The 22866-nt window shown below is 59.6% G+C and carries 22 protein-coding genes; 7 read left to right on the top strand and 15 right to left on the bottom strand.

Annotated features, from left to right (window positions below; genetic code table 11):
- Nucleotides 1-20: 20 nt before the first annotated feature.
- The gene (gene clpS / locus LRK71_RS09910; protein ID WP_408635993.1) at nucleotides 21-344 is read right to left on the bottom strand and encodes an ATP-dependent Clp protease adapter ClpS; all 324 of its coding nucleotides are present in this window, start codon (nucleotides 342-344) and stop codon (nucleotides 21-23) included.
- Nucleotides 345-452: 108 nt separating this feature from the next.
- On the opposite strand from clpS, the gene LRK71_RS09905 reads away from it, so the two are divergent.
- The 3 genes from LRK71_RS09905 to LRK71_RS09895 all read left to right on the top strand — a co-directional run bounded on the left by LRK71_RS09905 (nucleotide 453) and on the right by LRK71_RS09895 (nucleotide 3571).
- On the top strand, nucleotides 453-1172 hold the full coding sequence (locus tag LRK71_RS09905; protein ID WP_232403014.1) for an HAD family hydrolase: 720 nt from the start codon (nucleotides 453-455) through the stop codon (nucleotides 1170-1172).
- A 67-nt stretch (nucleotides 1173-1239) separates the two neighbouring features.
- Nucleotides 1240-1566 carry a hypothetical protein gene (locus LRK71_RS09900; RefSeq protein WP_232403012.1) on the top strand — a complete coding sequence of 109 codons (327 nt, stop codon included), beginning with the start codon at nucleotides 1240-1242 and terminating at the stop codon, nucleotides 1564-1566.
- A gap of 361 nt (nucleotides 1567-1927) precedes the next feature.
- Nucleotides 1928-3571 carry a D-alanyl-D-alanine carboxypeptidase family protein gene (locus LRK71_RS09895; RefSeq protein WP_232403011.1) on the top strand — a complete coding sequence of 548 codons (1644 nt, stop codon included), beginning with the start codon at nucleotides 1928-1930 and terminating at the stop codon, nucleotides 3569-3571.
- 130 nt (nucleotides 3572-3701) lie between these two features.
- Here LRK71_RS09895 and ccoS read toward each other — a convergent pair whose 3' ends face one another.
- From ccoS to LRK71_RS09870, 5 genes are all read right to left on the bottom strand, one after another.
- Nucleotides 3702-3860, bottom strand: a complete 159-nt coding sequence (ccoS, locus tag LRK71_RS09890) for a cbb3-type cytochrome oxidase assembly protein CcoS (protein WP_232403010.1) — start codon at nucleotides 3858-3860, stop codon at nucleotides 3702-3704.
- A gap of 30 nt (nucleotides 3861-3890) precedes the next feature.
- On the bottom strand, nucleotides 3891-6071 hold the full coding sequence (locus tag LRK71_RS09885) for a heavy metal translocating P-type ATPase (RefSeq protein WP_232403009.1): 2181 nt from the start codon (nucleotides 6069-6071) through the stop codon (nucleotides 3891-3893).
- A gap of 7 nt (nucleotides 6072-6078) precedes the next feature.
- Entirely contained in the window at nucleotides 6079-6543 is a 465-nt protein-coding gene (locus LRK71_RS09880) for a FixH family protein (RefSeq protein ID WP_232403008.1), read from the bottom strand.
- A gap of 4 nt (nucleotides 6544-6547) precedes the next feature.
- On the bottom strand, nucleotides 6548-7993 hold the full coding sequence (gene ccoG / locus LRK71_RS09875) for a cytochrome c oxidase accessory protein CcoG (RefSeq protein WP_232403007.1): 1446 nt from the start codon (nucleotides 7991-7993) through the stop codon (nucleotides 6548-6550).
- 123 nt (nucleotides 7994-8116) lie between these two features.
- Complete coding sequence (locus LRK71_RS09870; protein WP_232403005.1) at nucleotides 8117-9001, bottom strand: LysR family transcriptional regulator; 885 nt, start codon at nucleotides 8999-9001, stop codon at nucleotides 8117-8119.
- A gap of 100 nt (nucleotides 9002-9101) precedes the next feature.
- On the opposite strand from LRK71_RS09870, the gene LRK71_RS09865 reads away from it, so the two are divergent.
- Nucleotides 9102-9305 (top strand): hypothetical protein, encoded by a 204-nt coding sequence (locus tag LRK71_RS09865; RefSeq protein ID WP_232403004.1) that lies wholly within the window; start codon nucleotides 9102-9104, stop codon nucleotides 9303-9305.
- Between the two features lie 376 nt (nucleotides 9306-9681).
- Here LRK71_RS09865 and ccoP read toward each other — a convergent pair whose 3' ends face one another.
- From ccoP to ccoN, 4 genes are read right to left on the bottom strand one after another with little or no spacing between them, the layout of a single operon-like run.
- Nucleotides 9682-10551, bottom strand: a complete 870-nt coding sequence (gene ccoP, locus LRK71_RS09860; RefSeq protein ID WP_232403001.1) for a cytochrome-c oxidase, cbb3-type subunit III — start codon at nucleotides 10549-10551, stop codon at nucleotides 9682-9684.
- Nucleotides 10548-10760: a cbb3-type cytochrome c oxidase subunit 3 gene (locus LRK71_RS09855; RefSeq protein ID WP_232402999.1), complete on the bottom strand. Its 213-nt coding sequence runs from the start codon at nucleotides 10758-10760 to the stop codon at nucleotides 10548-10550. The genes ccoP and LRK71_RS09855 overlap by 4 nt, the downstream gene beginning before the upstream one ends.
- A 12-nt stretch (nucleotides 10761-10772) precedes the next feature.
- On the bottom strand, nucleotides 10773-11501 hold the full coding sequence (gene ccoO / locus LRK71_RS09850) for a cytochrome-c oxidase, cbb3-type subunit II (protein ID WP_232402998.1): 729 nt from the start codon (nucleotides 11499-11501) through the stop codon (nucleotides 10773-10775).
- A gap of 13 nt (nucleotides 11502-11514) precedes the next feature.
- Nucleotides 11515-13125: a cytochrome-c oxidase, cbb3-type subunit I gene (ccoN, locus tag LRK71_RS09845; protein ID WP_232402996.1), complete on the bottom strand. Its 1611-nt coding sequence runs from the start codon at nucleotides 13123-13125 to the stop codon at nucleotides 11515-11517.
- Between the two features lie 202 nt (nucleotides 13126-13327).
- On the opposite strand from ccoN, the gene LRK71_RS09840 reads away from it, so the two are divergent.
- Complete coding sequence (locus tag LRK71_RS09840) at nucleotides 13328-14167, top strand: universal stress protein (protein WP_232402993.1); 840 nt, start codon at nucleotides 13328-13330, stop codon at nucleotides 14165-14167.
- Between the two features lie 86 nt (nucleotides 14168-14253).
- Here the strand turns inward: LRK71_RS09840 and glyA are convergent, their stop codons facing one another.
- The gene (gene glyA / locus LRK71_RS09835; RefSeq protein ID WP_232402991.1) at nucleotides 14254-15588 is read right to left on the bottom strand and encodes a serine hydroxymethyltransferase; all 1335 of its coding nucleotides are present in this window, start codon (nucleotides 15586-15588) and stop codon (nucleotides 14254-14256) included.
- Nucleotides 15589-15712: 124 nt separating this feature from the next.
- Here glyA and LRK71_RS09830 point away from each other — a divergent pair, with 124 nt between their 5' ends.
- Nucleotides 15713-16588: a LysR family transcriptional regulator gene (locus LRK71_RS09830; protein WP_232402989.1), complete on the top strand. Its 876-nt coding sequence runs from the start codon at nucleotides 15713-15715 to the stop codon at nucleotides 16586-16588.
- A gap of 66 nt (nucleotides 16589-16654) precedes the next feature.
- On the opposite strand, the gene fnrL is transcribed toward LRK71_RS09830, so the two are convergent.
- A complete protein-coding gene (gene fnrL / locus LRK71_RS09825; protein WP_232402987.1) occupies nucleotides 16655-17395 on the bottom strand; it encodes a transcriptional regulator FnrL in 741 nt (246 codons plus the stop codon).
- 60 nt (nucleotides 17396-17455) lie between these two features.
- Between fnrL and LRK71_RS09820 the strand changes: the two genes are divergently transcribed.
- Nucleotides 17456-18811, top strand: coding sequence for a radical SAM protein (locus LRK71_RS09820; protein WP_232402985.1), 1356 nt, complete (start codon nucleotides 17456-17458; stop codon nucleotides 18809-18811).
- 136 nt (nucleotides 18812-18947) lie between these two features.
- Here the strand turns inward: LRK71_RS09820 and LRK71_RS09815 are convergent, their stop codons facing one another.
- From LRK71_RS09815 to LRK71_RS09805, 3 genes are all read right to left on the bottom strand, one after another.
- The gene (locus tag LRK71_RS09815; RefSeq protein ID WP_232402983.1) at nucleotides 18948-20534 is read right to left on the bottom strand and encodes an ABC transporter ATP-binding protein; all 1587 of its coding nucleotides are present in this window, start codon (nucleotides 20532-20534) and stop codon (nucleotides 18948-18950) included.
- Nucleotides 20535-20664: 130 nt separating this feature from the next.
- Nucleotides 20665-21771 carry an ABC transporter permease gene (locus LRK71_RS09810; RefSeq protein ID WP_232402981.1) on the bottom strand — a complete coding sequence of 369 codons (1107 nt, stop codon included), beginning with the start codon at nucleotides 21769-21771 and terminating at the stop codon, nucleotides 20665-20667.
- A gap of 3 nt (nucleotides 21772-21774) precedes the next feature.
- Nucleotides 21775-22863 (bottom strand): microcin C ABC transporter permease YejB, encoded by a 1089-nt coding sequence (locus LRK71_RS09805; protein ID WP_232402978.1) that lies wholly within the window; start codon nucleotides 22861-22863, stop codon nucleotides 21775-21777.
- Nucleotides 22864-22866: the final 3 nt, after the last annotated feature.

Here is a 22866-nt window from a genome sequence, read left to right as displayed (position 1 = left end):
GTGCCTCTTTCAGTTTGATATTATTCTTCTTTTTCCATCGTGCATTGCAGAGGATGCTGATGACGGCTGGCAAAATCCATCACCTGACCAACCTTGGTCTCGGCAATTTCATGGGTAAAGACCCCCACCACTGCAAGCCCCTTTTTGTGCACGGTCAGCATGATCTCGAAGGATTGCGCATGGGTCATGCCAAAAAACCGCTCCAGCACCAACACGACGAATTCCATTGGCGTGTAATCATCATTCAGCAACAGCACCTTATAGCGCGGCGGGCGCTGGGTTTTGGGACGCGTCTTGGTCAGCAGGCCAAGATCGGTCTCATCGTCATCCGAAAATTTGGACATCCTAACAGGCAGCAACGGCATCGGCTTTTGGTTCCAGTCATGAGTGGAATTCTATTCACTGCTTATATAGCGTAAAGACAGCGCAGGAAAAGGGATTGACGCAGCACTGTGACAAGCAATTTGACAACCATTGGCTTTGATGCCGACGATACCCTTTGGCACAACGAGCGATTTTTCCGGGTCACCCAGGACCGCTTTGCCACGCTTTTGCTTGATCACACCCCGGCGTCGCTGGATCGCACCGGGCTGGAACGCCGCCTGCTTGCTGCGGAAAGGCGCAACCTCGGGCGCTATGGCTACGGCGTCAAAGGCTTCACCCTGTCTATGATCGAAACCGCCATTGAGGTGACCAACCAGCGGGTGCCTGCTGCGGTGATCCAGGAGCTGATTGTGGCGGGGCAGATGATGCTGACTTATCCGATAGAGCTGCTGCCCCATGCCCGCGCCGCTGTCGAACAGCTGGCCAATCACCACCGGTTGATCCTGATCACCAAGGGCGATCTACTGGATCAGGAGCGCAAGCTGGCCCAGTCTGGCCTGGGCGATCTGTTTGACGCGGTTGAAATTGTCTCTGAGAAAACGCCGCAAATCTACCATGAGATTTTTACCCGCCACGCCGAGGGGCCAGAGTGCGCCATGATGGTAGGCAATTCCATGCGCTCGGATGTGGTCCCCCTGATCACAGCAGGCGGCTGGGGCATCTATGTCCCGCATGGCCAGATCTGGGAGGTTGAGCACGCCGAGCCCCCCAGCGAAAGCCCCCGCTATCACGCGATAGAGCATCTGGGCCAGCTGCCGGACCTGGTTGCCAGGATCAAAGCCCTCTGAGCGCGATACGCCAATGCCCCATTGCGCTGGCCCGACACGCCCCCCCCCATAAGACAGGACAGGCCCAATGCCCCATGCCGAGCTCAAATATTCTGACGATCTGAAGATCGACAGCGCCGCCATTCTGGCGAGGATCGAGACGATCATCCAGGACCATGATGCCAGCGCCGGGCTCTGCAAGGGTCGCGCCTATCCCCTCGCGCAATACCATCACAGCCATGTCGCCATCAGCGTGACTCTGCTGGTCAAAGCGCACCGAGACAGCGCCTTTTCAAACGCACTGCTCAGCCAGCTGAACCAGGAAATCGGCGCAATGCTGCCACGGCCATGCGAATTTTCGCTCGGGCTACAGTATTCCACCCCGTTTTACGTGACCCGCCGCTTGACGGCATAACCCCGCCCCCGTCCGGTCCGCATGCGCTGCGGCTGGAACAGCCTGCGATACATGGCTGATCCCGCAGCCGGTTGGACGAATCAAGGCCGGTACGAGGAAAAATGCGTGGCCAATCGGCACCAGCTTGTTAAAAATCGCCCCTGCATCCGCCAATAAACCACCACATATCGCCGGAATTTTATTCACACTTTATTAAGGTAACGCCGATCTAGAAGCACCGCCTTCCGGTCTTACTACATGTAGCGATACCGGGCGCCGCCAGCCGGATCTCTGCGGTTTATTCCAACCGCATCATATGCTAGCATTTACGGATAGCAGGCAAAATCGTCAGCCGGAAAACCGGCGGCATAGAGGCAGAAAAATGGCAGTTTTTGAGCAGATCAGGTGTGCTTACCTGATTCGCGGACAGCGGGTACGTGCCCGGCTTGTGCTGTGGATCGTGAGTGTTTTTCTCACTCTAGGGGTGGTTCTGCTGCCTCCGAGCCCGACCCAGGCAGCCCCCTATGCGGCCATGGTCGTGGATGCCCGGACCGGCGAGGTCTTGCATTCGCGCAACGCCGATACCCGCCTGCACCCTGCCTCCCTGACCAAGATGATGACGCTCTACATTGCCTTTGAAGCGGTGCGGAATGGTGAAATCTCTCTGGATCAAAAAGTACGCATCAGCCGCAATGCCGCCGCTGAACCCCCCTCCAAGCTGGGGCTGAAATCCGGTCAGCACATCGCCTTTCGCTATCTGATCCGTGCTGCCGCCGTGAAATCCGCCAATGATGCAGCCACCGCAATCGGCGAGGCTATTTCTGGCTCGGAGGCTGCGTTTGCCCGGCGCATGACCCGTACCGCCAAGGCGCTAGGCATGTCGCGCACCACCTTCAAAAACGCTCATGGGCTGACCGAATCTGGTCATCTGTCCACCGCCCGTGACATGACCACCATGGGCCGTCACATTCTGTACGACTATCCAGAATATTATAACCTGTTCTCGCGCAAGACAGCGGATGCCGGAGTGCGGACCGTGCCCAATACCAACCGCCGCCTGCTCGCCTCTTACCGGGGGGCCGATGGTATCAAGACCGGCTATACCCGCGCGGCTGGCTCCAACCTTGTGGCCTCGGCCAAACGGGGCAATGAACGCGTCATTGCAACCGTCTTTGGTGGCAAATCCTCCACCTCGCGCAACGCCAAGGTCGCCGAGCTGCTGGACCTGGGCTTTCGCCGTGCCCCATCCCGGGCCCGTGTGCGCGCCCCTGCCCTGCCGGCCTATGTGGGCAACAGGGGGCTGAATGTCTCTACCCAGGTGGCCAGCAATGGCACGGCGGGCAAGACCGTGCGCGTCAATGGCCTGGTTTCCACCAGCCTGCGCCCCCAGGGCCGTCCCGCAAGTGTCATAGAAGACGAAACCCCGGTATTGGTCGCCAGCGCCGAAACCACAAACGAGGCGGAAACCGCAACAGAGGACACAACCACGCTTGACCCCGAAGTGCTGCAGGCCAGCATCTCGGCCGCGATGGCCGAGGCCGAGGTTCTGCCCTCCGCAACCGGATCATCCGCCTCTACCGCCTCTGCCGCTGGCGAAGCTACCGCAACCCTGGCCCTTGCACTGGCCGGAGAACAGGCTGAGACACAGGTCGCAACACCCGCCGTGCAGGTGCGCCCCTTTACCGGGTTGCGGCCAATGGCCCGCCCAACCCAGTTGGCCCGTGCAGAATCTGCCACTGCGGCGGCGGCTGAACCTATCGTGATCACCCGCTTGTCCACCTCTGGCGGGCGCTATTGGGGGATCAATGTAGGGCGCTACACCAGCCGCTATCAGGCGGAAAAAGTACTTCTTCGCACCGCCCTGTCGGAAATGGAGACCCTCGATGGTACCCTGCGCAAGGTGGCCCAGTCGCGACTGGGCTTTGACGCCAATTTCCTGGGAATGAGCAAAGAAGGCGCCGAGCTGGCCTGTCGCCGCCTGCGCGCCCGCAACATCAGCTGTGACACGCTGGGCCCAGCGTCCTAACCGCCCGACAAACGGAAATACCACCGCCACCGCTTTAGCGCGTGACGCACAAGAACAAAGGCCCCTTTTTAGCGAAGGGGCCTTTTTTGCCCCGCCCAGGCGGGGCCAGTTCCATTCCGGCTGGTCGTCATCAGGGCTTGGGGTGATCATCCCATTCTTCACTTAGGATGCGGCGTGAATCGCCTTCCGGGTCATCATACTGATTGGACCGCACCGTATAGATAAAGGCCACCAATGCGCCGCCACCCAGCAGCAGGGATATGGGAATAAGATAGGCAAGAACGCTCATGGTCTGTCCTGTCGGTCGGGCCCTGCCATCCTATTTCAGGCGCAGGGCATTCAAGGATACGGTAATGGAAGAGGTAGACATCGCCAGCGCCGCAATCAAGGGCGTTGCAAAACCGGCGATGGCAAGCGGCACAGCCACCACGTTGTAAAGGGTTGCAATGCGGAAGTTTTCTCGGATGCGTCTGGTTGCCTTGCGGGCCAGAACGCAGGCCTCGGCAATCGGTTCGAGGTCTTGCCCCAGCAACACGATATCCGAAGCCACCCGCGCCGCATCCAGCGCCGAGGCCGGCGAGATCGACACATGTGCCGCCGTCAGCGCCGCCGTGTCATTCAACCCATCCCCCACCATCAAAACCCGATGCCCCTGATCAGACAGCGCCTGTATCCGCGTCGCCTTATCCTTGGGCAGGGCCTCTCCCTGCCAAGTCTTGATCCCGAGACGGGTGGCCAGATCCGCCACTGCGGCGCTGGTATCGCCAGAAATCAGCAGCACCTCTTTGCCTGCCGCCTGCAACTGCGCCACCGCCTGTGCGGCGCCGGGGCGCAGCGCATCGTGAAACAGAAAGGCCCGCGGTGCTGTGCCATCGCCCCTGTCGAGCCAGGCTGCCGTCTGCCCGCCCTGCTCTGCGCCAAGCCAGGCCGCACGGCCAAGGCGTACCCGACGCCCCTGAAACAGACCTTCGGTGCCATAGCCTGGATGCTCTTGCAGGGTGCTGACCGCAGCCGGATCGACGCCTGCAGCCTGCGCCGCCCTGGTCAGCGCCTGCGACAGGGGATGGGCCGACCCCTGCGCGAGCGCCAGCGCCAGCGCCAGATCGGCCTGCGAAAAATCATCTGGGTTTTCCAACTGCGGTGTGCCTGCTGTCAGGGTGCCCGTCTTGTCAAAAACCACGGTATCGACCTCGGCCAGCCGTTCCAGCGCAGTGGCATCCTTGATCAACATACCGCGTTTGAACAGCCGTCCCGAGGCCGCCGTGGTCACCGCCGGCACTGCCAACCCCAGCGCACAGGGGCAAGTGATAATCAGCACCGCCGCTGCGATATTCAACGCCATACGCAGATCGAATGTATAAAGATACCAGCCGACAAAGGCCAAGGCCGACAGAATATGCACCCCCGGCGCATAAAGTTTCGCCGCCCGGTCCGCCAGCGATGTATAGCGCGATCGCCCCGATTCCGCGATGGCAACAAGTTCCGCCATCCGGTGCAGCGAGGTATCCTCGCCCACCGCTTCAGCCCGGACCACCAGCGGCCCGGTCAGATTGACCTCGCCAGCAGAAACCTGGGCGCCAGGTTCAACAAAAGCCGGCAGCGTCTCGCCGGTCAGCAAAGAGCGGTCAAGCTCGGACTGACCCTCGGTGATGCAACCATCCACCGGCATCCGCCCACCGGGGCGCACCAGGATCAGATCATTCAAGGCCAGATCCGCCACCGGCACTTCGACCGGCGCGCCATCCTGCATACACAGGGCGCGCGGCACCTCTAGCGCCGCCAGCTCCTCTGCTGCGGACCGCGCCACCGCGCGGGTGCGATAGTCCAGATAGCGCCCCGCCAGCAGAAAGAAGGTCAGTGTCAGAGCCGCATCAAAATAGGCGTGCTCTCCCGAAAGGCTGGTCTCCCAAAGAGAGGTCAGCAAGGCGAGCACCAGCGCCAGAACAATCGGCACATCCATATTGAGCCGCCCTACCCGCAGGGCGCTCCAGGCGTTCTTGAAGAAGGGCTGCCCGGCAAAGATCACCGCCGGAAAGGCAATGGCCGCCGAAATCCAGTGGAACATGTCGCGGGTCGCATCGCTGGCACCGGACCAGACCGAGATCGACAAGAGCATCACATTCATCGAGGCAAAGCCCGCCACCGCCAGTCGCATCAAAAGATCACGCCCGGCGCGGTCGCTCTGGGTGGCGGCAAGACTGGCCAGATCCAGCTCATGCGCCTCAAACCCCAGGCCTGCCAGCACCGGGATCAGATCGGCAGCGCGCAGATCCGGATCTGCCTCGATCAGGGCGCGCTTTAGCGTCAGGTTGACCCGCGCCGAATGAATGCCGGGATGGGCGTTCAGCCCCCGTTCCACCGTCGAGATACAGGCCTGACAATGGATCGTTGGCAGCGACAGGGCCAGACGCACCTCGCTTGGGGCCTGTTCCGGCATCTCTGACGGGGCGGCGACACAGCCGGGGCATACGGCCATCGCGGGGCGCATCTGAGCAGTCATATCGGGCCTATCCCTTTACATGCAGGATCACCCGCTGGGTGAATTCGACGCCATTCTTGGCCCGTGCCACCATACGGATATTCCAGTTACCCGGCCCCAGATCTGCCGGGGCCACATAGGCGGTGCCATTGAACTGAAAATCCGGTTCCTGGTCGTCCTTGACATGGGTTGCCCGCCCCAGCGTCGCGCTGAGCTTGGCGACCTCAACCGGCTGTCCTTCGGCATCGGTGATTTCCAGCGTGACCTGATCCTCCTGCGCCGAGGCGTAGACCGACCAGCCCAAGGATTGTTGCGCCGAGCGCCGCACGTCAAATTCCTGGCTGGCAACATAAGAGTTTTTCACCTCCAGCCCCGGAAAGGTATTGATCGCATTATAGGCCAGCGCCAGATTGACACCGATGATGACCGTAAAGGCACCGCAAAAGATCATTAGCGCATGTCGACCGGTAAATTCTCGTGTCGTTTTTGCCATCTGGTCAGTTTCCTCTGCCATTGAAGGTGGTGTCCTTATAGGCCCGATCCCCGGTGATCAGATCTTCGACCCAGATCCGCACGGGCGTAGCCTCCGCACTAGAGGGCTCTGCGCCTTTGGGCGTTACGATATAGACCCGTTGAAGGTAGGCAGTATCCGCCGGAACCTCAACCGAGGCATAGGGCGTGCCTTCCAGCTGGATCCGCATGCTTGGATCCCCCTTCAGCGACAATTCAAAGGGCCGTGGTTCGCCGTGTTTGTTACGCAGGCGCACATCGTAGGTATTGCGCACCGAGCCATCCGACAGGGTCACAAAGGTGGGGTTGCGCACCGGTGCCACAGTCAAATCAATATCAGATCGGATGAACAAGGCAAAGATCAGCCCCAGGCCAACGAAGCTCCATAGGCTGGTATAGAGGATGGTACGCGGGCGCAGGATGTGTTTCCAGATATTCTTGGGCGGCTGGCCTGCGCGTTCATGCGCCTCATCCGAGAGCGCCATATAGTCGATCAACCCGCGTGGTTTACCAATCTTTTCCATCACATCATCGCAGGCATCAATGCACAGCGCGCAGGTGATACATTCCAGCTGCTGACCATCACGGATATCAATCCCCACCGGGCAGACGTTGACACAGGCCATGCAGTCGATGCAGTCGCCCTGGGGCGGTTCCGCGATTTCAGCCTTGCCCTTGCTCTTGTGCAGCTTGCCACGTGGTTCGCCACGCCAGTCGCGGTAGCCCACGACCAGGGTGTCTTCGTCCATCATCGCCGCCTGAATGCGCGGCCAGGGGCAGGCATAGATGCAGATCTGTTCGCGGGCGATACCGCCAAAGAAGAAGGTCGTCGCGGTCAGAACCAGCATGGTGGTATAGGCAATGGGATGCGCCTGACCGGTCACCAGATCAACAAACAGCGTTGGCGCATCGGCAAAATAGAACACCCAGGCACCGCCTGTTGCCAGGCCAATCAGCAGCCAGGACAGCCATTTGGTCAACCGCAGACGCGCCTTGCGCAGATCCATCTTTTTCTGCCGGTGCAGCCGCAGGCGGGCGTTGCGATCGCCTTCGATCCAACGTTCAACCAGAATGAACAGATCGGTCCAGACGGTCTGCGGGCAGGCATAGCCGCACCAGACCCGCCCCAGCGCCGAGGTGAACAGGAACAGCCCCAGCCCCGCCATGATTAGCAGACCGGCGACAAAATAGAATTCATGCGGCCAGATTTCGATCCAGAAGAAGTAAAAGCGACGGTTGGCCAGATCCAGCAGCACCGCCTGATCCGGCAAAGACGTGCCTCGATCCCAGCGTATCCAAGGGGTTATGTAATAAATCCCAAGGGTAATCACCAAGATATACCATTTCAGGTTGCGAAAAGCCCCAGAGACGCGCCGTGGAAAAACTGGTTCTCTGGCGGCATAGAGGCTGGGGGCGGGATCGGAATCACTCACGGACTCACTCCACTGAATTTGTGTCTTGTCTTGCGGTTCTTTCAAATCTTCCGAGGCGGCTCTTTGACGTGGATCAAAAAAAGCACATCGGATAAGCATCTTTATAGCCTGCCCGCTTATGCCCTAGGTGATTGTGCCTGAATTTTTATGCCGCCGCAGCCAGGAAATGAACAGGCGCAGCTGGCGCCGCTGCACCCCGGGGCGGGTCACGATATGGTAGCCCCGGTCCTGGTGTTCGGTGAACAATTCAACCAGCCGCCCCGCCTGTAAATCCTCTGCGACAAAGGCCTTCACCCCCACCGCGACGCCCTGGCCGTCGCGAACGGCCTGCATCAACAGATTGCCCGGCAATTTGATGCTGGCCCCCCGGACCGCCTTTGCCACCCCGCGCGAGCGCAGCCAGAGATCCGACTCGGTGGTGCCCAGTTCTTCAAGCCAGGGATAGTCGAGCAAATCCTCGGGGCAGTGCACCTGCCGCCCCCGCAACAGGCTGGGATTGGCCACCACCACCATGGGCGTCGGCAGCAGCGGCTCGCACTCAAGGCCCGGCCACTGGCCAGCGCCATAGCGCAGGGCAATATCAATGCCACCAGGCTGCAATTCGACCAGTTCACCACGCGGGTCGATAACCAGGTCGATCTCGGGGTGTTTCAGGCGAAATTCGGCCAAGCGCGGCATCAACCAATTGGCGGCAAACATCGGGGTACAGCTGATATGCAAGGGGCGGGCGGCCCCCTGGGTGCTGATATCCTGCACCGCCGATTGAACGGCACCAAAGCCCAGCAACAGCGCCTGAGCCAGATGCGCGCCCTCTTGTGTCAGCTCCAGACTGCGGTGACTGCGATCCAACAGCGGCGTACCCAGGTGGTCCTCCAGGCTGCGCAGCTGTTGGCTGATGGCAGCATGGCTGACATTCAGGGCCATGCCAGCCTTTGCGATATTTCCATGTTCTGCGTAGGCACAAAAGGCCCGAAGGGCCGCAAGTGGCGGCAGGGATAGCCAGTCCATATGTAACCTCGACTTACATAACTACATTCTTCCTGAGTCGCATGTCGCGCGCTATTTGACCAGAGTGCAGACACAGAACACCAGCATAGGAGGTTTCAAGATGCTGACTGATATCTACGCCCGCTCCTTGTTGACCGCGACCCGGCACAGCCAGGTGCCCCTGCGGGATCTTCCCAAGACCACCACCCCGCCCCGGCGCAGAATCGCCACGCTGCTGCGCGCCCTCAGGCTCTGGGGCACAGCCCGCATCCCGGCGCAACCGGTCTGCCAGCCTGCCTGCTGCGGTGAGGTCAAAAGCCTATGACCCCTATGGCAGAATCCCTGACCACTCGGCTAGCAGCTTCAGGTTAGGGTCCGGTGTTGGGTCGCGGTCGTGTGAGAGAAGGAAAGGGCGTCGGCTTTTCAGGAAACGCGCGAACAGATCGAAAAGCCGACGCCGCCGCCCAAGGATCCTACAGGGGATCTTTGGGATCTCCGGCTGACCGGCCCGCCATTCCCCCAGCGCGCTGTCTCAGCCTGCGTCCTCCTGCGTTTCAATAAAGCCGGTTTTGTTGCGTGGCGATTTGACCTCTGTCAAATGGGGCCAGAAATATAGCCGCCCCGCCGGATCATTCACACGAAAAAGGGCCGCCCCCTGGGGCGGCCCAAACTGTCATCAGGGCATCCGTGCCGGGCTGCGATTATTCGCCGCCACCCAGCTGATGCACATAGGCCGAAACCGCGCGAATTTCTGCCTCGGTCAGGCGGGTGTTCCAAGGCGGCATCACCCCATAGCGGGAATTTGTCACCGTCTCGGTCAGGGTGGCGTAATCGCCCCCATAGAGCCAGATCGCATCCCCAAGATTGGGCGCGCCCTGGCCGCGATCACCGCTACCGTCTTCCATGTGGCAGGCAGAACAGTTGTCTTCAAAGACCACGGCCCCAGCGGCAACCGCCGATGCATCCTGCGGCTCACCCGAAAGCGACATGACAAAGTTCACCACCTGGTGGATTTCGTCTTTCTCCAGCAGTTCATCACGGCCAAAGGCAGGCATTTCGGAATAGCGCGCATCGTCGCTTTCTTCATTCCGGATCCCGTGTGAAACGGTTGTATGGATCTCCTCAATCGAGCCGCCCCACAGCCAATCATCGTCCAACAGGTTAGGATAGCCCTTGGCCCCAGCCGCACCAGATCCATGGCACTGGGCGCACCAAGTCTTGAACACGGCAGACCCCGCCGAAACCGCATAGGGCCCCATATCGGCATCCCCGGAAATGGCGGTCAGATCAGCCGCTTCCAGTTTGGCGTTCATCGGCGCGTTGGCCTCTTCGACCGCCGCGATTTCATCGGCAACATCCGCCCGCGTCGACCAGCCCAACAACCCAGAGGTGGCCGAGTTCACCATTGGCCAGGCCGGGTACAGAATGGTGTAGCCAATCGCCCAGACAATGGTTGCATAGAGGGTCCAAAGCCACCAGCGCGGCATTGGATTGTCGAATTCCTCAATCCCGTCCCAGCTGTGACCAGTGGTGTTGGGATCATCATCGTATTTTTTGACGGGTTTGCTCATGTCCGCGCCTCCTTATGTGCGGCGGGTGTCACCTCGGCCTCGTCGGGGGCCGGAGCGTCTACGTGGCGAAAGGGAATGCTGGCTGTGTCCTCATAGACCGCTGAGCTGCCAGGGCGGAAAGCCCAGATTACAACCAGGGTGAAAAACGAGAACAGAAACAAGAGCATCCAACTATCTGCGAATTCCCGCAGGAGGGTGTAGATTTCCATCTGTATGTCTCCTTAGCGGCTTGCGTCGGGGGTGAAGGTCGAGAAGTCAACCAAAGTCCCCAGCATTTGCAGATAGGCGATCAGGGCATCAGCCTCTGACAGACCGGGTTGGCCATCAAAGTTGCGCACGCTGACCTTGTCGCCATAGCGTTCAAGTAGGCCATCGTAATCGGCATCCGGATCGGCCTGGGCCTTAAAGTCGGCCTGGGCGCTGGCGATCATTTCATCGCTATAGGGCGTGCCGACCAAAGCATTGGCCGCCATAAGATCCCCGATGTATTTACCATCGACGTGGGCCCGTTCCAGAAAGCCATATTTAGGCATGACTGATTCCGGCACCACCGCCTGCGGGTTGCGCAGGTGGTCAACATGCCATTCATCCGAATAGCGACCACCCACACGGGCCAGATCCGGCCCGGTGCGTTTTGACCCCCACTGGAAGGGGTGGTCATACATCGACTCTGCCGCCAGCGAGTAGTGGCCGTAGCGTTCGACCTCATCCCGCATCGGGCGGATCATCTGACTGTGACAGGTGTAACAGCCTTCGCGGATATAGATGTCACGCCCTGCCAATTCGAGAGGCGTGTAAGGACGCATGCCCTCGACCTCTTCGATGGTGTTTTCCAGCCAGAACAGGGGTGCGATCTGCACCAGCCCGCCAATGGTCACGACCAGAAAGCTGCAGACCAGCAGCAGGGTCGCGTTGGTCTCGAGGATTTTGTGTTTGTCGAGAATGGACATTTGCTATCCCTCCTTATTCTGCCGGAACCGAGACGGTGAGGCTCGCTTCTTTGGCGGGGGAACGACGGACTGTCATCCACAGGTTATAGCACATGATGATGGCACCAGAGAGGAACATGACCCCACCCAGACCGCGCACGATGTTCATCGGTTTCTTGGCAGCAACGGTATCCGCGAAAGAGTTCACAAGGAAACCATTGGCATCAACTTCGCGCCACATCAGGCCTTCCATGATCCCGGTCACCCACATGGATGCGGCGTAGAGAATGATACCAATCGTCGCCAGCCAGAAATGCCAGGACACCAGTTTCAGGCTATAAAGCCCTTCGCGCTTCCACAGAACCGGAACCAGGAAGTACAGCGCGCCAAAGGTGATCATGCCGTTCCAACCCAGCGCACCAGAGTGCACGTGGCCAATGGTCCAGTCGGTGTAGTGCGACAGCGAATTCACCGCGCGGATCGACATCATCGGACCTTCAAAGGTCGACATGCCGTAAAAGCCGATCGAGATTACCATCATCCGGATAACCGGATCGGTGCGCAGCTTGTCCCAGGCGCCAGACAGCGTCATCAGACCGTTGATCATGCCACCCCAGCTGGGCATCCACAGAACAATCGAGAACACCATGCCAAGGGTCGAAGCCCAGTCCGGCAGCGCGGTGTAATGCAGATGGTGCGGACCCGCCCAGATGTACAGGAAAATCAGCGCCCAGAAGTGGATGATCGACAGCTTGTAGCTAAAGACAGGGCGTTCAGCCTGCTTTGGTACAAAGTAATACATCATGCCAAGGAAACCCGCCGTCAGGAAGAAGCCCACAGCGTTGTGGCCGTACCACCACTGCACCATGGCATCCTGCACACCGGACCAGACGATGACCGATTTGGAGCCCCAGATCGAGACAGGTACGGTCAGGTTATTGACCAGGTGCAGCATCGCTACAGTGACGATAAAGGCCAGGTAGAACCAGTTGGCCACATAGATATGCGGCTCTTTACGTTTGATCACGGTGCCAAGGAAAACTGCCAGATAGGCAACCCAGACAATGGTCAACCACAGGTCAACATGCCACTCCGGCTCGGCGTATTCTTTCGACTGGGTGCCGCCAAACAGGTAACCGGTTGCCGCCAGAACGATAAACAGCTGATAGCCCCAGAACACAAACCAAGCCAGGTTGCCGCCCCAGAGGCGCGCGGCGCTGGTGCGCTGCACGACGTAGAAAGAGGTCGCAATCAGCGCGTTGCCACCAAAGGCAAAAATCACCGCCGAGGTATGCAGAGGACGCAGTCTGCCAAAATTGGCAAAGCCCTGCGCCCATTCAAAGTTCAGCCCCGGAAAGGCCAGCTGAAAGGCGATAAAGGTCCCAGCCATAAAGCCAACAACCCCCCAGAAGGCGGTGGCGATCACACCAGCCCGGACGACGCTGTCAAAATATTCGTTTTGCGCACCTTCTCCGGCAGGCTTGGCTTCCCCCGTACGGCGCAGCGTATACAAAAACAGACCACCCGCCACGAGCATAACGATAATCGCATGCACCTGATAGGCTAAGTCCCGCGCATAATTGGTCCCGATCATCGCAAAAAGCGTGACCAGACCAAGCGCTATCAGCTTGATATAATTAGACATATTACGTCCCTTCACCATGTTTCCGCGATTCTTGCAGTCGCGTGAAACCCATCTATTCAACACTCTAAATGCAAAACATATGCCGCGAATACATTGATCTGCATCAAGACAATCCCATTTCAATTGTGACACATCAGAAAGCGATCAACCACCACAACCCTCACCTTTGAGGGGTGAAACCTATAGCCAGATGAGGGGAAACATGACCTATAAAACCATTCTCACAGTTCTGACGTCACAGGACACCGCAGCGACACCTCTGGCACAGGCGACGGCACTGGCCACGACCTTTAACAGCCATGTTGAGGCGCTCTGTCTTGGGGTCGATCACACCCAGACCGGCTATTACTACGCCGGAACCAATGCGATGATCCTGCAAGAAACCATGACCCGCGCCAAGACAGATGCAGCAAACCTGCAGGCCTATGCCGACGCAGAATTGCAAAAGGCTGGTATTCCGTTTTCCAGCGATGCCGGCATCGCGCAGATTGCCGATATGGGCCGCCATGTTGCACAGCAGGCGCGGTTCTCGGATCTGGTGGTTCTTGGGCAACCCTACGGCAAAGACAAGGGGGTAGAGGCCGAGCCAGTGGTCGAATCCGCACTGTTTGAAGGGCGCGCGCCGGTACTCGTCGTGCCGGATGATGCGCCGCAGATCGGCCAGCCCAAAACCGTGCTGGTCGCCTGGAATGAAAGTACCGAAGCCATGGCCGCCATTCGCAAATCGCTGCCGTTTTTGGCCGGCGCGGATTTGGTACGCATTGTGGTGATCGACCCGCCGCAACACGGACCTGATCGCTCCGACCCTGGCGGCTTGCTGGCACAGATGCTGGCGCGCCATGGGGTGGCTTGTGAAATTGATGTGCTTAGCAAAACACTGCCACGGGTCTCGGATGTGCTGATCCGGCACGCGAGCGACACCCAGGCCGAATTGATCGTGATGGGGGCCTATGGCCATTCGCGCTTTCGCGAGGCAATCCTGGGTGGTGCCACCCGCAACATGCTGGAAAAAGCGACAGTTCCGGTGCTCATGGCGCATTAAGCTTTTCCCATCCACAACACAAAAGGCCTGCCAAATCTGGCAGGCCTTTTTACGATCCAGATGGCACCAGGCGCCATGACGGCTGCTCAGCGACGCATAAAGTGCAGACCTTGGAAATGCGCCCGCATCTGCTGCACGGATTGGGCCACCGCAGCCGGGTCATTTCCAGTCAACCCCGCCGCAATCAGACGGGCCAAGGCCGGGGCATCCTGCGGGGTGACGCCACGGCGCACCAATTCCGGGGTGCCAATGCGCAGCCCGTTCATATCGCCCTCTACCGGATCAATCGGCAGGCCAATCCCGCAGGCCAGGAACCCAGCCTGGCGCAGCCGCTTTGACGCCACCTGCCCGCCACCAAATCGCGCCGCCTCCAGCGCAAACTGATGCGAACTGGTGGCCTGCGCATGCCTGCCGCCGCCCGGCTTGTAGACCGGCATCCCCAACATTTCCAACTCTGTCGCCAGGGCCTGAGCCAACGCGACCATCGCCTCAGCATAAGACGCCCCGTGATCAACCCAGTCCAGCAGGCTCAATGCCAGAGAGGCAGATTTCGCCGCATCAAAATTTGCCGTCATGCCTGGAAAGGCGATGGCATCCAGTCGCTCGGCGATCGCGCTGTCATTGGTAACAATCAGCCCGCCAGCCGGACCACCGAGGCTTTTGTAGGTGCTCATGGTCATCAGATGCGCGCCCTGCTCCAGGGGGTTGGCCCATACGCCCCCCGCGATCATGCCGCATTGATGCGCCGCATCAAACAGCACCTTGGCACCGACCTCATCGGCAATGGCACGGATCTCGGCCACCGGATGCGCAAAGAGGTTGAGACTGCCGCCGATGGTAATCAGCCGGGGCCGCAACTGCTGCACCTGGTCGCGCAGCCCCGCCAGATCCACCGTGTAGCCATCGGCATTGACCGGCGCAGAATGTGGCACCAGCCCATAGAGTCCGGCACAGCCATCGCTGTGATGGGTCACATGGCCACCCACAGTCGCAGGCGGCGCAATGATGATATCGCCGGGACTGGTCAGCGCCATAAAGCCATAGAGATTGGCCAGCGCCCCGGAACCCACCCGGATTTCGGCATATTTTGCACCAAAGACCTGTGCGGCCAGAGCCGCCGCCATGACCTCTATCTCTTCGATCGCCTCCAGCCCCATTTCGTATTTGTCACCGGGATAGCCCAGGGAAGGACGGCTGCCTAAGCCCCGCGCCAAAACCGCCTCGGCGGCGGGGTTCATCACATTGGTTGCTGGGTTGAGGTTGAAACAGTCATGATCGTGGATCTGACTGTTACGCTGGATCAGAGCCTCTATGCGCGCGGCAACGGCACTGCTGGGCAAGCCATCAGTGGCAGCATCAATTGCCTGAACGCGGGCCTCACATTGAGCGGGCACCCAGGGGCGGTTGCCGAGTCTTGTCATTTCATGGTCTCCAAATAGGGCAGCGCCCGCCGCAGGGGGCGCTTTGCATCAGTTGGCCCCAGGGCGGGCTTGTGCGCAAATCAGTTTTCTGAAAATCTAGGGTCAGAAAAATTAAGGCTAATCCATGCCCGTCTCCCCTCCCCGACTCAAATCCTTTGCCATGACCTCCCTGCGGGCCTTTGAAGCCGCCGCGCGACTGGGCGGATTTTCTGCTGCGGCGGATGAACTCGGCGTTACCCCCGGCGCAATTTCGGCCCAGATCAAGGCATTGGAAAGCGCCCTGGGTGCGCCGCTGTTTCAACGCAGCGCCAAGGGGGTGGTGCTTACCCCGCTGGGGGCGCAGGCGCTGCCGGGGTTCAGCCAGGCCTTTGACCAACTGGGGCAGGCCGTGCAAATGATGCGCGACAAGGCTGCGCCGCGGGTGGTGCATATCGCCACCCTGCCCGCGATTGCGCAATTCTGGCTGTCGCCACGCCTGCCGCAGCTGCGCGCTGCCCTCCCCAGTACCGAAATCTCTATCACTGCGCTGGAGCAGCCGCCGAATCTCAAGCGCACGCCCTATGATCTGTGCCTGTTCTTTGACGCGGATCGCGGGGATGTGCTGGCCGAGGATGTGATCTTTCCGGTCTGCACGCCGCAGTTGGCAGCCCGACTGCACAGCCCGCAGGATCTAACAGATCACCCCTGCCTGTTTGACACCACCTGGGAGGGCGACTGGCATCACTGGCTTGCCACCGCCGCGCCGCAGCACCAGATCACCCCGCGTGGGCCGCTATATTCGCTCTATGCGCTGGCGGTGGAAGAGGCGCTGAACGGAGCCGGGATCTTGATCGGGCACCAAGCCTTGTTGGCACCGCATCTGGCCAGCGGTCGCCTGGTTGCCCCCTTTGCCCATCGCGCGCGCCTGACACGCGCCCTGCGCCTGTGGCACATGTCCGGCCGAAGCGCCGATTCTGCTAGTCGCCAGGTTGCCGATTGGCTGTGCAAAAACCCTGGCTAGATAGTCACATGGGCTATCTGTCCGGCGGGCTATCTGTCTGGTCCGGATAAGCCGAACCAGAGACTATCAGCTGAGGAAACCGCCATCGCTGTCATCGCCGGCTTCTTCAAACAGGCGGGCCATATTCGGCACATGGATACGGCGCTTGCCTTCCAGGGTAATTACCCCGTCCTTTTTCAGCGCAGACATCTGACGGCTGACCGTTTCCAGTGTGAGCCCCAGATAATCTGCCATGGCCTCGCGAGTGAGCGGCAGATCAAAGGTAAGCGTATTGACCACCCCTTGCGGCGTCAGCGAGGCATCTCGGCGAGCAATGATCGTCAGCAGGCTGGCGATTTTTTCCCGCGCGGTTTTCCGGCCCAGCACCAGCATCCATTCACGCGCAGCGTCCAGCTCATCCAGGGTCATTTCAAGCAAGCGTTGCGCAATATGCGGCGTCCGCGCCATCAGGTCTTCAAAGGGTTTCTTGCGGAAACAGCACATCACCAGATCAGTGGTGGCCACCACATTATAGGCGGCACCACTGCGCCCCGGACGGCCGACAAAATCGCTTGGCAACAACAGCCCCACCATCTGGGTGCGGCCATCCTCCATTGTCTGGGTCAGCGTCGCGATGCCAGAGACCACAGAACCAACAAAGTTCATCACGTCTCCAGACCAGATGATCAGCTGCCCAGCCTCATAGCTACGATAATATTTGATACCATCCAGCGCAGCCAATTCATCTTCTTCGCAGCGGGCGCAAACGGCGCGGTGGCGAATCGGACAATCAGCGCAGCCGACATGGGCCAGGGTCTCGACGGTCATAAGTAATCCCATTTGATCCAGGTCAATTTCAGTCGTGCCATTGCCGCCTAGAATAGGGATATGTCTCAGGAATCACAATTGGCCAAGCTCGGATTGTTTCGCGCCAAAGTGCCGCGATACACCAGCTATCCAATACCAGAGAATTTCAGCCCCACCGTCGGTCCCGAACACTTTGCATCCTGGCTGGGGCAGATTCCCGAGGGCAGTCAGATCGGGCTGTATCTTCATATACCCTACTGCCAGAATCTTTGTTGGTTTTGCATGTGCCGCACCCAAGGGGCGCGCTCTGTGGCGCAGGTTGAGGCCTATGTCGCAGCATTGGAACAGGAAATCGCGCTGCTAAAACCGCATCTGCCACGTGGAGTTCACCTGGCCCGGCTACACTGGGGCGGCGGCACACCGACTATCTTGCCACCTGAATTAATCGCTGCACTGTCAACCGCTATCGCCGGGCTTGCCCCGCTGGCACCAGAGGCCGAGTTTTCTGTTGAAATAGACCCGAATGATTTCGACCAGCCCCGCTGCGATGCCCTGATAAAGGCCGGGTTGACGCGGGCCTCGATTGGGGTTCAGGGCTTTGGCGCAAAGACACAGCAGGCAATTGGGCGGAATCTGAAGTTTGAAACGCTGCAAGACTGCATCGAAATGCTGCGGCGTGGTGGGATTCGCGCGCTCAGCACCGATCTGCTGTTTGGCCTGCCGCATCAAAGCCAGACTCAGATCACCCAAGACATCACAGACCTGCTGTCGCTCTCGCCCGACCGCGTTGCCCTTTATGGGTACAAGCATCTTCCGGCTCGGATCCGTCGCCAAGCGATGATTCCCTCAGAAACCCTACCCACACCAGAGGCCCGGCTGGCCCTGTTTGAGAGTGCCAGACGATGCTGTCTGCAGGCAGGCTATCAGCAGATCGGGCTTGAGAGTTTCGTGCGTCCCGGCGACAGCCTGATCCGCGCCCGCGACAGCGGGCATCTGCACCGGGAGTTTCAAGATTATAGCGACGCGCCGACGGATATCTTGATTGGTCTTGGTGCCTCGGCCATATCGCGACTGCCGCAGGGATATGTGCAAAACTCCCCCGGCACCGCGCACTATATGGACGCGGTTGATCGCGGTGCCTTGGCCTCGGCGCGGGGGCATGCCTTTCAGGGTGACGATCGCCTGCGGGGGCGCATGATCGAGACGCTGTTGTGTCATTTCACAATTCGTAGCGCCGATCTGGTGGCCGATTTCCCAGGGTCTGCGCCACAGGTCAATGCCCTGCTAGACTCAGCCTGCGCAGCGTTTCCCGAGGTATTGATCCGCACCGCCGAAGGCGCTGATCTGCCGCCTGGTGCGCGCCCTCTGGCACGGGTGGTCGCACGCGCCTTTGACGCCTACACCGACACCCCACCGCAGCGCATACCAGCAGCCTAGACGATGGTGCCCCTGGCATCGTCCCCAGCCTGTCAGAGCCAGCAGCGCAAACGTGGGGGCCGGTTTTGCGCATCCAATAGATGCGTAATCAAATAAGCAGAGCCCATCGCGTGACTGCAAGTGAAGGCAACAATCTCTAGCGGGTCGCGGCCAGCAACTGCCGGGTGTAGCCCTGCTGTGGGTTTTCAAACAGCGCGTCGGCCGTCCCCGCTTCGACGATATCGCCCTGCTTCATCACCACAACCTGATGCGACATGGCGCGCACCACGTTCAGATCGTGACTGATGAAGAGATAGGCCAGCCCATAACGTGTTTGCAGATCGCGCAGCAGTTCGACGATCTGCACCTGCACGGTCATATCCAGCGCTGAGGTTGGTTCATCCAGCACCACCAGTTTGGGGCGCAGCACCATGGCACGGGCAATGGCGATACGCTGACGCTGGCCGCCGGAAAACTCATGCGGGTAGCGATCCATCGTCGCCGGATCCAATCCAACCTCGACCATCACCTCCGCCACCAGATCGCGCGGGGCGCGGTGCTGATCGACCTTGTGAATGGCCAGCCCTTCGGCAATGATCTGGGCGCAGGTCATCCGCGGGCTGAGCGAGCCAAAGGGATCTTGAAACACGATCTGCATATCCTTGCGCAGACTTCGCAGATCGCGCGTCGACCATTGGCGCAGGTCATCACCGCAAAACCGCACAGCGCCCTCGGATGCGATCAGCCGCATGATCGCCAGCGCCATGGTGGTTTTGCCCGATCCCGATTCGCCAACGATGCCAAGAGTTTCTCCAGCCCGTACCGAAATGGAACATGGGTTCACCGCCTTCACATGGCCAACGGTGCGCTTCAGCAATCCCTTTTTGATCGGAAACCAGACCTTCAGATCGCGGGTCTCGATCAGCTCGGCCGCATCTGATGAAACAGGCGCCGGCTGGCCCGACGGCTCTGCCGCCAAGAGTTTCCGGGTATAGGCATGTTGCGGGTTATCAAAGACCTCGTTCGCCGGGCCTTCCTCGACGATTTCGCCGCCCTTCATCACGCAGACGCGATCAGCAATGCGGCGCACCACGTTCAGATCGTGGGTGATGAACAACAAGCCCATGCCTTCACTTTTCTTCAACTCGGCCAGCAGTTCCAGGATCTGCGCCTGAATGGTCACATCCAGCGCCGTGGTCGGTTCATCCGCGATCAGCACCTCTGGCTTATTGGCTAGGGCCATGGCGATCATCACCCGCTGACGCTGCCCACCCGACAGCTCGTGCGGATAGGCCCCAAGGCGGCTTTCAGCGTCGCGAATACCCACCTTTTGCATCAGTTCCAGAATGCGTGCCCGCGCCGGGGCACCCTGTAACCCCTGATGCAGCGCCAGCGATTCCTCCAGCTGTTTTTCAATGGTGTGCAGCGGGTTGAGCGAAGTCATCGGCTCTTGGAAGATAAAACTGATGTCATTGCCGCGCACCTGCATCAGGTGCTTTTCCGAGGCGCCGACCATTTCAACCCCGTCATAGGTGACAGAGCCGCTGACAATGGCGCTATCCCCCAACAGCGAAACCGTTGACAAGGCCGAGACGGATTTGCCAGATCCGGACTCGCCCACCAGGGCCACGGTTTCACCGCGCCCTACGGAAAAGGATACGCCTTTGACGGCCTGGCTGATCGCGCCATCCTGACGAAAGGACACACGCAGGTCTTTGACCTGAAGGATAGGATTTTCTGTCATGTCTGTCTCTTGCCTGCAGCAACAAAGAGGGCGGTGCCTGACCGCGGGCGGAAACGACGTGCCCCCCCATCGGGGCAGGCGGGCACTGCCCGGCCGACCGGCGGGCCGCTGTGAAAAGCCCCTTTCCTGATCATGAAAAGGTCTTTCTGGGATCAAAGGCGTCACGGATGCCTTCAAAGATGAAGATCAGCAGCGACAGCATCAGAGCAAAGGTAAAAAAGGCGGTAAAGGCCAGCCAGGGGGCCTCAAGGTTTTGTTTTGCCTGCAAGGTCAGCTCTCCCAAGGAGGGGGCCGAGGACGGCAGGCCAAAGCCCAGAAAATCCAGCCCCGCCAGCGCGCTGATGGTGCCGGTGATGATGAACGGCAGCATGGTCAGCGTCGCCACCATGGCATTGGGCAGCATGTGGCGCAGCATGATGGTCATATTGCCCACCCCTAGGGCCTTGGCCGCACGAACATATTCCAGATTGCGCGCCCTCAGGAATTCTGCCCGCACCACGCCCACCAGCGAGGTCCAGCTGAACAGGATCATCAATCCCACCAGCAGCCAGAAACTGCGGCCCAGAATGGCAAACATGATGATGATCACATAGAGCGTTGGCGTCGAACTCCAGATCTCTATCACCCGCTGGAACACCAGATCGAGCCAGCCCCCGAAATAGCCCTGCACCGCACCGGCCAGAATGCCAATCACCGCGGCCGCGCCAGTCACCATCAACGTGAACAGGATCGACAGACGAAAGCCATGGATAACCCGTGCCAATACATCGCGTTTGGTATCATCGGTGCCCAGCAGGTTCTGCCTATTGGGCGGCAATGGTGCCGCGCCGGGGCGATCCACGGTGGTGTTGAAGGAATAAGGTATTAGCGGCCAGAGGCTCCACCCCTTATGGAACTCCGCATGATCGAACGTCTCGGCGCTGATCTGGTCGAGAATCTCTTCCGGTTCGTCAAAACAGTCTTCCACCCCGCCAGAGCGGATCAGGCATTGTACTTCGGGATCGCGGTAGATCGCTTCGGTCCTGAAATCACCGCCAAAACTGGTCTCGGGATAGAACTTGAAAATCGGCGTGTAGATCTCGCCGCGATAGCTCACCAGGATGGGTTTGTCATTGGCCAGAAACTCGGCAAAGAGCGACAGGCCAAAAAGCACCGCAAAGATCCACATCGACCAATAGGCCCGTTTGTTGCGGCGAAAGGTGTTCCAGCGGCGCTGGTTGAGCGGAGATAGTGCCATGGATCAGCCCTCCCGCTTTTCAAAGTCGATGCGCGGATCAACCAGCACATACATGATGTCCGACAGGATGCCGACAACCAGGCTCATCAAACCAAAGATGAATAGGGTGCCAAAAATCACCGGGTAATCCCGCGCCACGGCGGCCTCAAACCCAAGACGCCCCAGACCATCCAATGAGAAAATCGTCTCGATAATCAGGCTGCCGGAAAAGAACACGCCGATGAACACGGCAGGGAAGCCGGCAATGACAATCAACATGGCGTTTCGAAACACATGACCATAAAGCACCCGGTGCTCGCTCAACCCCTTGGCGCGAGCGGTGATGACATATTGCTTTTTGATCTCATCCAGGAATGAATTCTTGGTCAGCAGCGTCAGCGTCGCAAAGGCGCCAATGGTCGAGGCAATCACCGGCAGCGCGATGTGCCAGGCGTAGTCTGCGATCTTGCCAAACAGGCTCAGGCTCTCCCAGTTGTCGGAAGTCAGGCCGCGCAGCGGAAAGATCTGCCAGTAAGAGCCGCCGGCGAACAACACCAACAGCATGATGGCGAACAAAAACGACGGGATCGCATAGGCCGCAATGATCACGCCGCTGGTCCAAGTGTCGAACCGCGAGCCATCGCGCAGCGCCTTGCGGATGCCCATGGGGATCGAGATCATATAGGCGATCAAAGTCGACCACAGCCCCAGCGAGATCGAGACCGGCATCTTTTCCAACACCAGCTCGGTCACGTCGATCTTGCGAAAATAGCTCTCGCCAAAATCGAACTGCATGTAATTCCACAGCATCAGGCCAAAGCGCTCCAGCGGTGGCTTATCCAGGCCAAACTGCTCTTGCAGTTCGGCGATCAGTTCGGGCGGCAGACCCTGACGGCCCGCATAGCTGTCATTGGCCTCAATGACGCTGGAACCTTCAGCATCACCACCGCCGCCCGCAAAGCCTTCGAACACGTCGCCGCCGCCCTGCAACTGGGCGATGATCTGTTCCACCGGGCCGCCGGGAACAAATTGCACCAGAGTAAAGTTCACCACCATGATGCCAAACAAGGTTGGGATCACCAGCAACAGCCGGCGCAGGATATAGGCTGCCATGTC

This window comes from Pseudophaeobacter flagellatus (genome assembly GCF_021228235.1).
Taxonomy (GTDB): Bacteria; Pseudomonadota; Alphaproteobacteria; order Rhodobacterales; family Rhodobacteraceae; genus Pseudophaeobacter; species Pseudophaeobacter flagellatus.
This window is presented reverse-complemented; position numbering and strand designations above follow the sequence as displayed.